Origin of the sequence: Microbacterium yannicii, assembly GCF_024055635.1 — a bacterium.
Classification (GTDB): Bacteria; Actinomycetota; Actinomycetes; order Actinomycetales; family Microbacteriaceae; genus Microbacterium; species Microbacterium yannicii.
The window spans coordinates 41,941-55,952 of record NZ_JAMXMB010000024.1 but is presented as its reverse complement, the minus strand read 5'-3'; the positions used below and the strand labels follow the sequence as shown (position 1 = coordinate 55,952).

The following is a 14,012-nucleotide window of genomic DNA, read 5'->3' as shown; positions in this document are numbered from 1 at the left end:
CCGATGCGGCGACGGCACGCTGATGAACGGATGCCGCGGCATCCGGAGGAGGCTTCACAATGCCCACCACCCCGTACGACCCGCCTGAGCTCGAGGCGGGAACTCTCCGGGTCGTCCCCCTCGGCGGCCTCGGCGAGGTCGGCCGCAACATGACGGTCTTCGAATACGGCGGCAAGCTGCTGGTCGTGGACTGCGGCGTGCTCTTCCCGGAGGAGCACCAGCCCGGCGTCGACCTCATCCTGCCGGATTTCGAGCCCCTCAAGGGCCGCCTCGACGACATCGTCGGCGTCGTGCTCACGCACGGCCACGAGGACCACATCGGCGCGGTGCCGTATCTGCTCAAGCTCAAGAGCGACATCCCGATCGTGGGCTCCGGGCTGACCCTCGCGCTGACCGAGGCGAAGCTCAAGGAGCACCGCATCCGGCCGTACAGCCTCACGGTCGCCGAGGGTCAGCGCGAGAACCTCGGGCCCTTCGAGCTCGAGTTCATCGCGGTGAACCACTCGATCCCCGACGCCCTGGCCGTCGCCATCCGCACGCCCGCAGGCACGGTGCTCGCGACCGGTGACTTCAAGATGGACCAGCTGCCCCTCGACGGTCGCCTGACCGACCTGCGGGCCTTCGCGCGGTTGGGGGAGGAGGGGGTCGACCTGTTCCTCGTCGACTCCACGAACGCCGACGTGCCCGGGTTCACGCCGCTGGAGCGCTCGATCGGGCCGGTGCTCGATCAGGTGATCGGCAAGGCGCCGCGCCGGGTGATCGTGGCGAGCTTCTCGAGCCACGTCCACCGCGTGCAGCAGGTGCTCGACGCCGCGGCCGCCCACGGTCGTCGGGTGGCGCTGCTGGGCCGCAGCATGCTGCGCAACATGACGATCGCCGAGGACCTCGGCTACCTGCACGTGCCCGAGGGCGTGCTGATCGACTACAAGAAGGCGCGCGACCTGCCCGACGACCGGATCGTCTACATGTCGACCGGCTCGCAGGGCGAGCCGATGGCCGTGCTCAGCCGCATGGCTAACCTCGACCACGCGATCGAGCCGGGGCCGGGCGACACCGTGATCCTGGCGTCGAGCCTCATCCCGGGCAACGAGAACGCCGTGTACCGCGTGATCGACGGGCTGACGAAGCTCGGCGCGAACGTCGTGCACAAGGGCAACGCCAAGGTGCACGTCTCCGGCCACGCCGCCGCCGGCGAGCTGCTCTACTGCTACAACATCCTGAAGCCGAAGAACGTCCTGCCGGTGCACGGCGAGTACCGCCACCTGATGGCGAACGCGCGCCTCGCGCAGGACACCGGCATCGCGCCCGAGCGCACCCTCCTCGCGGAGAACGGCACCGTCATCGACCTCAGAGACGGCGAGGCGCGCATGGTGGGCCAGCTCGACCTGGGCTTCGTCTACGTCGACGGGTCGACCGTGGGAGAGATCACGGATGCCGACCTCAAGGATCGTCGCATCCTCGGCGAGGAGGGCTTCATCTCGGTCATCGTCGTGGTCGACGCGTCGACCGGCAAGGTGATCTCGGGTCCGGAGGTGCACGCCCGCGGCTTCGCGGAGGACGACGCCGTCTTCGAGGACGTCAAGCCCAAGATCGCTGCGGCGCTCGCCGAGGCGGCCCAGTCGGGCGTCCGCGATTCGCACGCCCTGTCGCAGATCGTGCGCCGCACGATCGGACGCTGGGTCAACCAGTCGCTGCGTCGCCGGCCGATGATCGTCCCGCTCGTGATCGAGGCGTAGCGAGATCACCATCAGGCGGAGTATCGAGGCGTAGGAGAACCCCGCGTCGCCGAGACCGGGGATTCTCGCCGAAACCGAGGGTGTCGCCCTCGGTCTCGTGCGGATTCCCCGGTTTCGACGGTGAGGAGTTGTCGCGGACGTGACGGATCCGTAACACGCGGGCCGTAGCATCGCCCTCGTGGCCTCTTCGTTCCGCATCCGCCCCGCTGTGGCGGCCGACGGCGTGTTCCTGGGCGACATGGTCGTCGAGGCGGCGAACTGGCGACCGGGCGGCGCGCGGCCGCGGCACGAGGTCATGGACGGCGCCGATCACCGGCGCTACGTCGCCGGCTGGCTGAGGCCCGGCGACGCGGGCTTCGTGGCGGAGGATGCGAACGGCGAGCCGGTGGGCGCCGCCTGGTACCGGATGCTGCCTCGCAGCGAGCCCGGGTTCGGCTATGTCGGCACGGGTGTGCCCGAGCTGATCATCGGGGTCCGCCCCATCTGGCGCGCGCACGGCGTGGGACGCGCGTTGCTGCAGCGGCTGTGCGAGCACGCGGGCGCGGCGGGCTACGCGCGGATCAGCCTGAGCGTCGAGCGTGGCAACTTCGCGTCGTCGCTGTACCGCAGCGAGGGCTTCGCCGTCGTCCGCAGCGGCATGGGCCGCGACACGATGGTGAAGCGCCTGCGCTGACGATCCGCGCCCGCGGGCCCGCGCCGCAGGTCGCCGGCAGGCGGCGTGGTGGGCGCGGAATGTCGGGGAACCGGCTTACCGTGGGGGGATGGCCAGGAGCTCAAGCCCGACCAAGGGTTCGCGCGCGTCTTCGAGCGCTTCCTCCAGTGCGCGCTCGAACGCGTCGACGGCGCGCAAGCCCGCGGCCGCGAAGCCGGCCCCTGCTCCCAAGCGCTACGTCGATCAGCCCGAGCGGCCTCCCGTCATCGTGCGGGCCTGGCTGGGTCTCGCCCATGCGACCGGCGGCCTGTTCCGCGCCTTCGGCCCCGAGACGCTCGAGAAGGACCAGCGCCGCGACGGGTTTCCGTTCCTGCTCGTGCTGCTCGCGGTCGCCGGCGCCGTCAACGAGTGGTTCTTCATCGGCAGCGAGGTCGCCAAGACGATCAGCGCCTATTCGGTCGGCGCGCTGATCGGCCGCGAGGCGTTCGTGCTGCCGGTGCTCCTCCTCATGCTCGCGGGCTGGATGTTCCGCCATCCGTCGTCGGTGCACGACAACGGGCGGGTCGGCATCGGCTTCGGACTGCTGCTGGTCACGATCGCCGGGTTCTGCCACGTCGCCGGCGGCCGTCCGCAGCCGAACGAGCTCCTCCCGGCCCTGAGCGAGGGGGGCGGGCTGTTCGGCTGGATGCTGGGCGAGCCGCTCGCTCTCGTGCTCACCGATGTCGGCGCGTACATCGTGCTGTCGCTGCTGGCCGTGCTCAGCATCCTGATCATCACCAAGACGCCGCCGAACCGCATCGGGCGCCGTCTCGGCGAGCTGTACGCCTGGATGTTCGGCGCCGAGCCGCGGGAGGAGAAGGCGACGGATGCCGCGGCCGACGCGAGCGCGGAAGAGCAGGGCGACCCGTCGGTCCCGTTCTGGCGTCGCAACAAGTCCGGTCGCGAGAAGGACCCCGAGAACGGGCTCGGATCCCAGGACCTCACCGAGCTGCTGACGGCAGGGTCGACACAGGGTGGTTTCGAGCAGGCCATCGTGGCGCCGGTGACCCCGCCGCCGGCACCGGTCGGGGATGCGCTCACCGAAGTCATCGATCCGGCGGTGCTGTCGGCGGCGAAGGCTGCCACCACCTCGCGTACCTCGCTGCGCGACGACGCGCAGGTGATCGAGGACGACGGCACCCTTCCCGGCCTCGACGGCATCGGCTCGGTCACGGCGGTCGACTCGCCCTCGGCGCCCTATCGGCTGCCGTCGGTTCACGCCCTCGCCGCCGGCTCGCCGCACGTGGCGCGCTCGCAGGCGAACGACGACACCGTACGGGCCATCACGAGCGTGCTCGACCAGTTCTCCGTCGACGCCCGCGTGACCGGCTTCTCGCGCGGCCCGACCGTGACGCAGTACGAGATCTCCCTCGGCCCCGGCGTGAAGGTCGAGCGCATCACCGCGCTCACGAACAACATCGCGTACGCGGTGGCCTCGAACGAGGTGCGCATCCTGGCACCCATCCCCGGCAAGAGCGCCATCGGCGTCGAGATCCCCAACACGGACCGCGAGATCGTGACGCTCGGCGACGTGCTCCGCTCGACGGCGGCCGCCAACCAGACGCACCCGATGACGATCGGCGTCGGCAAGGACGTGGGCGGCGGCTATGTCGTCGCGAACCTCGCCAAGATGCCGCACCTCCTGGTCGCCGGCTCGACCGGTTCCGGCAAGTCGAGCTTCGTCAACTCGATGATCACGAGCCTCCTCATGCGCGCCAAGCCGGCCGACGTGCGCATGGTGCTCATCGACCCCAAGCGCGTCGAGCTGACCTCTTACGCGGGCGTGCCACATCTCATCACCCCCATCATCACGAACCCCAAGAAAGCCGCCGAGGCGCTGCAGTGGGTCGTGAAGGAGATGGACATGAGGTACGACGACCTCGCATCCTTCGGCTTCCGTCATATCGACGACTTCAACAAGGCCGTCGTCGCGGGGGAGATCACCCTGCCCCCGGGCAGCGAGCGCGTGCTCAAGCCGTACCCGTACCTCCTCGTGGTCGTCGACGAGCTCGCCGATCTGATGATGGTCGCGCCCCGTGACGTCGAGGACTCGATCGTCCGCATCACGCAGCTCGCCCGCGCCAGTGGCATCCACCTCGTCCTCGCGACACAGCGCCCGTCGGTCGACGTCGTCACCGGCCTGATCAAGGCGAACGTGCCCTCGCGGCTCGCGTTCGCCGTGACGAGCGTCACCGACTCCCGCGTGATCCTCGACCAGCCCGGCGCGGACCGCCTCATCGGTCAGGGCGACGGCCTGTTCCTGCCGATGGGCGCGTCGAAGGCGATCCGCGTGCAGGGCGCGTGGGTGAGCGAGAAGGAGATCGAGTCGGTCGTCAAGCACGTGACGAACCAGGCGCGTCCCGAGTACCGCGCCGACGTGGCCGCGGTGGCCGAGAAGAAGGAGATCGATGCCGACATCGGCGACGACCTCGAGCTTCTGCTGGCTGCGGCCGAGCTCGTGGTCTCGAGCCAGTTCGGGTCGACGTCGATGCTGCAGCGCAAGCTGCGCGTCGGGTTCGCCAAGGCGGGCCGGCTCATGGACCTCCTCGAGTCGCGCGAGATCGTCGGCCCGTCGGAGGGCTCCAAGGCCCGCGACGTGCTGGTGACGGTCGAGCAGCTGCCGGCGGTGCTGGCGCGCATGCGCGGCGAGGACGTACCGGCGCCTGCCCCTGCCCCTGCCCCTGCCCCCGCTGCCGCCCCGCCCGCGCCCGCAGCCGACGACCGCTACGGTGCGGATGCGGTGGCCTCCCAGTACGACGGTTACCCCGTGGTCGAGGGGGAGGACGGCTCCGAAGACGCCTGGGGCCTCACCGGGCGCGACTGATCTCGCCCGACCGCGCAGACGGGCCGCCGATAAGCTCGAGCCATGGCGATCCCCCGGCAGCTCCCCAACGCGATCACGATCGTCCGCATCCTCTGCGCGCCGGTCTTCCTGTGGCTGCTGCTCGCCGACGGGGGCGCGGACGGACCGCTTCGCTGGTGGGCCGCTGCGCTGTTCATCGTGGCGATCGCGACCGACGGGATCGACGGCTATCTCGCACGCCGGCACGACATCGTCACCGATCTGGGCAAGCTCCTCGATCCCATCGCCGACAAGGTGCTCACGGGCTTCGCTTTCATCGGCCTGTCGATCCTGGGCGAGCTTCCGTGGTGGATCACGATCGTCGTCCTCATCCGCGAGGTCGGCATCACCGTGTATCGCCTGATGGTCGTGAGCGACCACGTGCTCGCGGCTGCGTGGATGGGCAAGCTCAAGACGCTCGCGCAGAGCGTCGCGCTGTCGCTCGCACTCCTGCCGCTGTGGACCCTCGTGGGCGATTGGATCTTCTGGGTCAACGGGGTGCTCATGACGATCGCGGTGATCCTCACGATCGCCAGCGGCATCGACTACATCGTCACGGAGGTGCGCGCCGCGCGTGCCCAGCGGAGAAACGCGTGACGGACCGCTCGGCGCAGGGTTCCGCGGCGGGCGCGGTCCTGCGGGCGCTCGACGGCCGGGGCTGGTCGATCGCCGCTGCCGAGTCGCTCACCGGCGGGCGCGTCACGGCGTCGCTCGTCGACGTGCCGGGCGCCTCGGCCCACGTGCGTGGAGGGATCGTGGCCTACGCCACGGACCTCAAGGCGAGTCAGCTCGGTGTCGACGCCGGCCTGCTGGCCGCACGCGGCCCGGTGGATCCCGAGGTGGCGGCCCAGATGGCGCAGGGGGTGCGACGCGCCCTGCGCGCGGACGTGGGCCTCTCGACGACCGGCGTCGCCGGCCCGGACCCGCAGGGTGACACGCCGGTCGGCACCGTTCACATCGCCGTCGCCACGCCCGAGACTGTCCGCGTCTCGTCGCTCGCGCTGTCGGGGTCGCGGGACGAGATCCGCACGCAGAGCGTGCAGAGCGTGCTGGAGCTCGCCCTCACGCTGCTGTGAGGCATCCGTATCGGTGCTGCCTGCTCTGGGAACAGACCGTGTTTCGTCTCGGTTACATTCGGTGATTCCCACCCATTGCCCAGTTGTCGGGATTAGATTGGCATCAGTCGGTGCTGTACTGTTGGGCACCCGGAAGACGGTGGAATCAGAAGTGAGGAGGGGCCCTGATGATCCTGGTACGTCAAGAAATCGGTGAAGTGCTTCGTGATTTCCGCCAGCAGAAGGGGCGCACCCTCCGTCAGGTCGCGGGACGCGCGAGCGTCGCGCTGGGCTACCTGAGCGAGGTCGAGCGCGGTCAGAAGGAGGCCTCCAGCGAGATCCTCGCCTCGGTGGCCGAGGCGCTGGACGTTCCCATCTCGACGATCATGCGCGAGGTGGGCGACCGTATCTCGGTGCTCGAAGGCATCCAGACCTTCCCCGATGTGGTTCCCGACGATCTCGTGGCCTCGGTCGACGCCGAGCTCTCACTGCGCTGAGCGTCCTTCTCTCCACGGAGCTCCAGGACCCGCCCATCGCCATGCGCCGCAGTGAGTTCGACCGCGCTGTCGCGGACGAGTTCGGCGCGCGCGCGAATGCGGTGGTGACCGACCTGTTCCTGTCGAAGATCGGCGGGAGGACCGCGGCAGAGGCGATCGCGGCGGGCGTCGATCCCCGCGAGGTCTGGCTCGCTCTGTGTGAAGAGCTCGACGTCCCGGCCGAGCGGCGGTACGGCGTCGGCCGGCTGGAACCGCGCCGTCGCTGAGCGCTTCCGCGCCACTTCCTTCCTGCCGCGGGGTCGTCGCTCGGCGTGTTTTCGCACGGCGTGTCATCGAAGAAGTGTTCGAGAACGGCGTAGGCTCCTGCACAGCAGGTGTCGAGAGCGTGTTTTCCACGGACCGGGAAGGAGCGACGACGGATGTCGGAGCCCCTCCCTAACGTGAACAGCGTCGAACGACACCTCACGCCTTGTCGCAGCATCCGTCCCACCGGGCCGGATCGCGACAGCCTACAGGCGACGGAACGCGAGTACAGAGGAGCACGTCATGCCATCACCCGTTGACCGCGAGAAAGCCCTGGAATCGGCTCTCGCCCAGATCGACCGGCAGTTCGGGAAGGGCTCGGTGATGCGCCTCGGCAGCGACGATCGCGCTCCCGTCGAGGTCGTGCCCACCGGCTCGATCGCCCTCGATGTCGCGCTCGGCATCGGCGGGCTCCCGCGCGGTCGCATCATCGAGATCTATGGTCCGGAGTCGTCGGGTAAGACGACGCTCACGCTGCACGCCATCGCCAATGCGCAGCGCGCCGGCGGCATCGCCGCGTTCATCGACGCGGAGCATGCCCTCGATCCCGACTATGCGCAGAAGCTCGGCGTCGACATCGATGCGCTGCTCGTGTCGCAGCCCGACACCGGTGAGCAGGCGCTCGAGATCGCCGACATGCTGGTGCGTTCCGGTGCCATCGACCTCATCGTGATCGACTCGGTCGCGGCCCTCGTGCCCAAGGCCGAGATCGAAGGCGAGATGGGCGATTCGCACGTCGGTCTGCAGGCGCGCCTCATGTCTCAGGCGCTCCGCAAGCTCACGGGTGGCCTCAACCAGACCAACACCACGATGATCTTCATCAACCAGCTGCGCGAGAAGATCGGCGTGTTCTTCGGCTCACCCGAGACGACCGCGGGCGGCAAGGCGCTGAAGTTCTACGCGTCGGTGCGTCTCGACATCCGTCGCATCGAGACCCTGAAGGACGGCACCGAGGCGGTCGGAAACCGCACACGCGTCAAGGTGGTCAAGAACAAGATGGCGCCGCCGTTCAAGCAGGCCGAGTTCGACATCCTGTACGGCGTCGGCATCTCGCGCGAGGGCAGCCTCATCGACTTCGGTGTGGAGCATGGCATCGTGAAGAAGTCGGGCGCCTGGTACACCTACGAGGGCGAGCAGCTCGGTCAGGGCAAAGAGAACGCGCGCAACTTCCTCCTCAAGAACGAGGACGTCGCCGCGGAGATCGAGTCGAAGATCAAGACGAAACTCGGCATCGGCGTCCCCAAGGCTGCTGTCGAGGGCTCGGTCGAGGACGAGCTGGCTGCGCGCCGCCCGGCGTGATGGTCCGATTCGCCCCCGTGACCCCGCTCTTCGGCGGGGGAGCGCGTGCGTTCCCGAAGACGGCGGCCGAGGTGCAGCAGGTCCTTGAGGATCGCCTTCCGAGCGGCGCGTTCGATTCGCCGGCTGCAATCCCGGTGACCGCTGCGGAAGGGGATCCCGGCTCGGGCGTTGACCCGGAGCCACCCGAACTCGGGGATGCCCCACGCGGGGACGCCTCATCGGCCACCGACGCCGCCACGCCGATCGACCTGGCCGCGGAGCGCGCTGACAGGTCGCGGTCGGGGGGACGCAGCACCTCGCGTCGCCCGCTGGACGATGACGACGCGGCGGCGACCGCTGAGCGCGGGCTCGTGAAGAAGCTGCGCGGGCGACAGCTGTCGGTCTCGGAGGCGAAGACGTACCTCGGTCAATACGACCTCGATCGCGAGGCCGTCGACGCGATCCTCGACGCCTTCCTCGAGCGCGGCTATCTCGACGACGCCCGCCTGGCGGAGCAGGTCGTGCACGCAGGCATCGATCGCAAGGGACAGGGCCGACAGGTCATCGCGCAGAGCCTGGCGAAACGGGGTGTGCCCCGTGACGTCGCCGACGCGGCACTCACCGAGCTCCCTGACGACGATGCCGAGCGGGCGCTCGAGTTCGCACGATCGAAGGCGGGTTCGCTGCGCGGGCTCGAGCGAGACGTCGCGCTCCGGCGGCTGGCCGGCCAGCTCGCGCGGCGCGGATACGGCGGCTCGATGGCGTTCACCGCGGCACGCACCGCGCTGGAGGAGACGACGCGCCCGTCCGGCCGCGTGAGGTTCGAAGACAGCTGACCATGCCGGCGGCCGGTGGGCCGAGCAGCCGGCCGCCCACCGAGGCGGCCGCGGCTGGGCCCACTCGCCCGAGGCTCCGCTCAGCGCGCAGCGATGAGCGGCGAAGCATGGCGACCGTTCACAGACTCCCGGCCTGCGCGCGGCTCGTAGAATGGCGGGATCATGTCTTCGCCTTCCGCTTCCCCGACTCTCATCGCGCCCTCCCCGGCCGCGAACGACGTCGACGGCCGTGCCCGCACCTACGAGGTGCGCACCTTCGGCTGCCAGATGAACGTGCACGACTCCGAGCGCCTCTCCGGCTCGCTCGAGAGCGCCGGCTACATCCGGGCGGAGTCCGGCGAAGAGGCTGACGTGATCGTCATCAACACGTGCGCGGTGCGGGACAACGCCGCGGGCAAGCTCTACGGCACGCTCGGTCACCTGAAGTCGCGCAAGGACAAGCATGACGGCATGCAGATCGCCGTCGGCGGGTGCCTGGCCCAGATGGACAAGGACGTCGTCCAGCAGAAGGCGCCCTGGGTCGACGTCGTCTTCGGCACGCACAACATGGGCTCGCTCCCGAGCCTGCTCGAGCGGGCCCGTCACAACGGCGAGGCCGAGCTCGAGATCCTCGAGTCGCTCGAGATCTTCCCCTCGACCCTGCCCACCAAACGCGACAGCATCTACAGCGGGTGGGTCTCGATCTCGGTGGGCTGCAACAACACCTGCACGTTCTGCATCGTGCCGAGCTTGCGCGGCAAAGAGAAGGACCGTCGTCCGGGCGACATCCTCAACGAGATCCGCCTCCTCGTCGACGACGGCGCGATGGAGGTGACGCTCCTCGGCCAGAACGTCAATTCCTACGGCGTCGAGTTCGGCGACCGCCAGGCTTTCGGCAAGCTGCTGCGCGCCGCGGGTGAGATCGACGGTCTCGAGCGCATCCGGTTCACGAGTCCGCACCCCGCCGCCTTCACCGACGATGTCATCGACGCGATGGCCGAGACGCCCGCCGTCATGCCGCAGCTGCACATGCCGCTGCAGTCCGGGAGCGACCGGATCCTCAAGGCGATGCGACGGTCGTACCGCAGCGAGCGGTTCCTCGGCATCCTCGACCGCGTGCGCGCCAAGATGCCCGACGCGGCGATCACGACCGACATCATCGTCGGCTTCCCAGGCGAGACCGAAGAGGACTTCGCAGACACGATGCGCGTCGTGGAGCAGGCGCGCTTCGCCAGCGCGTTCACCTTCCAGTACTCCATCCGTGAGGGCACGCCGGCCGCGACCATGGCCGACCAGGTGCCGAAGCACATCGTGCAGGAGCGCTACGACCGGCTGATCGCCCTGCAGGAGCGCATCTCGCTCGAAGAGAACCAGACGCAGCTCGGTCGCGAGGTGCAGGTGCTGGTCTCCTCCGCCGAAGGCAAGAAGGACGCCGAGACCCATCGCCTCACCGGCCGCGCCGAGGACAACCGCCTCGTGCACTTCGAGGTGCCCGCCGGCTCCGATGTCCCGCGTCCCGGCGATGTCGTCTCGGTCGTCGTGACGCACGCCGCGCCGTTCCATCTGCTCGCCGACGCACCCGGCGGTGCCGCGCTGCGCATCCGCCGCACCCGCTCCGGCGACGCGTGGGACCGTGCGCAGGCCGAATCGTGCGCAGTGCCGGCGCCGGCAGGGGAGTCCGGCGCGCCGCGTGCGGTGTCTCTCGGACTGCCGACGCTGCGCATCGGCGTCTGACCTGTCCGTGAGCGACGGCGCCTCCACCGACGAGGGTGCGGCCGCGCACCCGCGGCTGTGGGCCGTGGTCGGCGCCACGGGGACGGGCAAGACCGCGCTGTCGCTCGATCTCGCCGAGACCCTCGCCACGCGAGGTCGACCCGCAGAGGTCGTCAATGCCGATGCCATGCAGCTCTACCGCGGCATGGACATCGGCACCGCCAAGCTTCCCGAGGCCCAGCGCCGCGGCATCCCGCACCATCTCTTCGATGTGCTCGACGTCACGGACGAGGCGGCCGTCGCCTGGTATCAGGATGCCGCCCGCACCGCGATCCGCGAGATCCACGGTCGCGGCGCCGACGCGATCCTCGTGGGCGGCTCGGGGCTGTACGTGTCGAGCGTGCTCTTCGATTTCCGCTTCCCGCCGCGCGACGAGGCGCGCCGCGCGCGCCTCGAGAGCGAACTGGACGCCCAGGGGCCCGGCGCTCTCTACGCCCGCCTGCGAGAGCTCGACCCGGCCACCGCGGCCAGGGTCGATCCCCGCAACGGGCGTCGTATCGTGCGCGCACTCGAAGTGCTGGAGCTCGGGGAGCGGACGCACGGGGCGGCGCTTCCGGAAGAACCCGTGCTGTGGCACCCGGCGACCCGCATGGTGGGCGTGGCGGTGCCCCGCGACGAGCTGGTACATCGCCTCGACGCTCGCGTCGAGGCGATGTGGCGTGAGGGGATCCTCGACGAGGTCCGCGCGCTGCGGGAGCGGGGACTCGGGCACGGCGTGACCGCGCGTCGAGCGATCGGCTACGCCCAGGCTCTCGCGCAGCTGACGGGAGAGATGACCGAGGCCGACGCGATCGCCGAGACCCAGGCGCTGACGCGCCGGTACGCCCGCCGGCAGGTCTCATGGTTCCGGCGTTATGACGCGCTGCGCTGGGTGGAATCCGGAACGGATGCCGCGGTGCTGGCAGACTCGTCGGCATGAGCATCGCGATCCGGCCCTTCGAGCTGGCCGACACCGAGGCTGTGGTGTCGCTGTGGCAGGCCACGGGCCTCACCCGGCCGTGGAACAACCCCTACCAGGACATCAACCGCAAGCTGTCGGTGCAGCCGGAGCTGTTCCTGGTGGCCGTCGCCGCGGGCGCGATCGTCGGCTCGGTCATGGCCGGATACGACGGTCACCGCGGATGGCTCTACTACCTGGCCAGCGACCCGGCTCGTCGCGGCGAGGGCATCGGCCGCCGTCTCGTCGAGGTCGCTGAGGAGCGACTGCTCGAGCTGGGCTGCCCCAAGGTGCAGCTCATGGTCCGACCCGAGAACAACTCGGCGCACGGCTTCTACGGGGCGCTCGGCTACGAGGCGTTCGAGACGTGGGCGACCGGAAAGCGCCTCATCGCCGACTGAGCGGCGGGGCGGGCGCGCGGGTGTCGTCGCGCGGCTCGTGCTCGTCCGGCCCGGCGTCGATGGGGCCCCCTTCGTAGTAGCGGCGCAGGCGCCGGCGGAGTCGGCGCGTGAGCGGACCGGTCTCAGGGTCGATCGGTCGCGGAGCTCCTCCCGGCGCGTCGTCCGGCATCCCGAGTCGAGCTCGCTCGGTCTCGTCGAGCGGCTGGTGGACCTCGACGTACTCGCCGCCCGGAAGCCGGACGATCCGCCCGGTCTCGTAGCCGTGCCTCAGCAGGTCGGCATCCTTTCGCTGTAGGCCGAAGCAGATCCGGCGGGCGATCGTGAACGCCACGCACGGGCCGACGATGAGCGCCACCTGCAGCGTGCCGATCACGTGCTCGATGCTCACGGAGAAGGAGGTGGCAATGATGTCGGCACCGCCCGCGGCCCAGAGCACTGCCACGAACGTGAGCCCTGCGACACCCAGACCAGTGCGCGTCGGCGCGAGGCGCGGCCGGTCGAGAAGGTGCTGTTCCCGACGGTCGCCCGTGACCCACTCCTCGAGGAAGGGATACGCGGCGACCACCGCGAAGAAGGCGCCCACGACGGCGAGCGGGGCCAGGATCGCCATCGTCCAGGTACGGCCCAGCCACACGATCTCCCAGCCCGGCGGGACGAGACGGAGGGCGCCGTCGAGGAAACCGGTGTACCAGTCCGGCTGGCTGCCGGCGCCGGCGTTGCCGGGGTCTGCGGGGCCGTAGAGCCAGATGGGGCCCACCGTGACGGTGGCCGCGATGAGCAGCAGAAGGCCCGTGACCACGAGGAACAGCCCTCCCGCTCGGCCGGCCGCGGTCGGAATGAGGGCGACGCCGACCACGTTCCCGGGCGTGCGGCCCCGACCCGGGAACTGCGGTGGGCGGTGTCGCCACGCCGCGACTGCGCGCAGCGCGATGAGCACGAGGAGCGCGCCGGGGAACACGACGATGTGGAGCGGGTACAGGTTCTCGATGATCCGGCCTGGGAACGGCCCGCCGAAGAGGACTGACGCGAGCCAGGTGCCGACGACGGGGATGCCGAGGATGATGCCTTCGACGATCCGCAGTCCGGTGCCCGAGAGCATGTCGTCGGGCAGCGCGTAGCCGCTCCATCCGCTCGCGAGGGCGGCGATGAGGGCCAGGACCAGCAGCAGCCACACGGCGCGCCGCGGCCGACGGAAGGCGCCGGTGAAGAAGGTCGCCACGAGCTGCACGATGATCGCCGCGGGGAGGAGGAGTGCTGCCCAGTGATGCGCCTGTCGCAGGATCACGCCGCCGGCGACGTCGAACGTGATGTTCATCGTCGACGCGAACGCTTTCGACACCACGGCGCCGTGCAACGGCGCGTAGGACCCCGTGTAGATCGTGCCCGCGCTCGACGGCGTGTAGAAGACCATGAGCAGGAGGCCGGTCACCACCACGACGACGAGCGATGCCAGGCTGATGACGCCGAACAGGCTGGTCCAGTGCATCGGAACGCGGCGGCGCCGAAGCTCCGCCCACGTGTCGTCGATGCGGTGGCCGAACACGGTGATGCCGCCGAGTCGTTCGGCCACCCGGTCGGTCACCGATCGGCGGCGCCGGTCCTCGCCGCGAGCCCGGTCGGTCTCGATCGCGGTGCCGCCCATGCTGTCCCTCCTGATGGTCCTACCCACAAGACACCGTGGGTC

Annotated in this window: 13 protein-coding genes; 12 read left to right on the top strand and 1 reads right to left on the bottom strand. The window is 70.0% G+C overall.

The genetic code is table 11. The annotated features are described in order from the left end of the window. The first annotated feature begins 59 nt into the window (after positions 1-59). From NCG93_RS09725 to NCG93_RS09670, 12 genes are all read left to right on the top strand, one after another. Positions 60-1,736 (top strand): ribonuclease J, encoded by a 1,677-nt coding sequence (locus NCG93_RS09725; RefSeq protein WP_194413877.1) that lies wholly within the window; start codon positions 60-62, stop codon positions 1,734-1,736. 178 nt (positions 1,737-1,914) lie between these two features. After that, positions 1,915-2,409 (top strand): GNAT family N-acetyltransferase, encoded by a 495-nt coding sequence (locus tag NCG93_RS09720; protein ID WP_194413876.1) that lies wholly within the window; start codon positions 1,915-1,917, stop codon positions 2,407-2,409. Positions 2,410-2,497: 88 nt separating this feature from the next. Beyond that, positions 2,498-5,251 carry an FtsK/SpoIIIE family DNA translocase gene (locus NCG93_RS09715; protein WP_194413875.1) on the top strand — a complete coding sequence of 918 codons (2,754 nt, stop codon included), beginning with the start codon at positions 2,498-2,500 and terminating at the stop codon, positions 5,249-5,251. Between the two features lie 42 nt (positions 5,252-5,293). Beyond that, entirely contained in the window at positions 5,294-5,866 is a 573-nt protein-coding gene (gene pgsA / locus NCG93_RS09710) for a CDP-diacylglycerol--glycerol-3-phosphate 3-phosphatidyltransferase (protein WP_194413874.1), read from the top strand. After that, positions 5,863-6,345 carry a CinA family protein gene (locus NCG93_RS09705; RefSeq protein WP_194413873.1) on the top strand — a complete coding sequence of 161 codons (483 nt, stop codon included), beginning with the start codon at positions 5,863-5,865 and terminating at the stop codon, positions 6,343-6,345. The genes pgsA and NCG93_RS09705 overlap by 4 nt, the downstream gene beginning before the upstream one ends. A gap of 167 nt (positions 6,346-6,512) precedes the next feature. After that, a complete protein-coding gene (locus NCG93_RS09700; protein ID WP_163620678.1) occupies positions 6,513-6,821 on the top strand; it encodes a helix-turn-helix domain-containing protein in 309 nt (102 codons plus the stop codon). 41 nt (positions 6,822-6,862) lie between these two features. Further along, on the top strand, positions 6,863-7,087 hold the full coding sequence (locus tag NCG93_RS09695; RefSeq protein ID WP_194413872.1) for a DUF3046 domain-containing protein: 225 nt from the start codon (positions 6,863-6,865) through the stop codon (positions 7,085-7,087). A gap of 280 nt (positions 7,088-7,367) precedes the next feature. After that, positions 7,368-8,423, top strand: coding sequence for a recombinase RecA (recA, locus tag NCG93_RS09690; RefSeq protein ID WP_194413871.1), 1,056 nt, complete (start codon positions 7,368-7,370; stop codon positions 8,421-8,423). Positions 8,424-8,440: 17 nt separating this feature from the next. After that, positions 8,441-9,238, top strand: coding sequence for a regulatory protein RecX (locus tag NCG93_RS09685; protein WP_252787500.1), 798 nt, complete (start codon positions 8,441-8,443; stop codon positions 9,236-9,238). A gap of 162 nt (positions 9,239-9,400) precedes the next feature. Then, the gene (miaB, locus tag NCG93_RS09680) at positions 9,401-10,951 is read left to right on the top strand and encodes a tRNA (N6-isopentenyl adenosine(37)-C2)-methylthiotransferase MiaB (RefSeq protein WP_194413870.1); all 1,551 of its coding nucleotides are present in this window, start codon (positions 9,401-9,403) and stop codon (positions 10,949-10,951) included. Between the two features lies 1 nt (position 10,952). After that, a complete protein-coding gene (miaA, locus tag NCG93_RS09675) occupies positions 10,953-11,909 on the top strand; it encodes a tRNA (adenosine(37)-N6)-dimethylallyltransferase MiaA (protein WP_194414897.1) in 957 nt (318 codons plus the stop codon). Continuing rightward, positions 11,906-12,328, top strand: coding sequence for a GNAT family acetyltransferase (locus NCG93_RS09670; RefSeq protein ID WP_194413869.1), 423 nt, complete (start codon positions 11,906-11,908; stop codon positions 12,326-12,328). Before miaA ends, NCG93_RS09670 begins: the two co-directional genes overlap by 4 nt. On the opposite strand, the gene qcrB is transcribed toward NCG93_RS09670, so the two are convergent. Then, positions 12,315-13,970: a cytochrome bc1 complex cytochrome b subunit gene (gene qcrB / locus NCG93_RS09665; protein WP_194413868.1), complete on the bottom strand. Its 1,656-nt coding sequence runs from the start codon at positions 13,968-13,970 to the stop codon at positions 12,315-12,317. The genes NCG93_RS09670 and qcrB overlap by 14 nt on opposite strands. Positions 13,971-14,012: the final 42 nt, after the last annotated feature.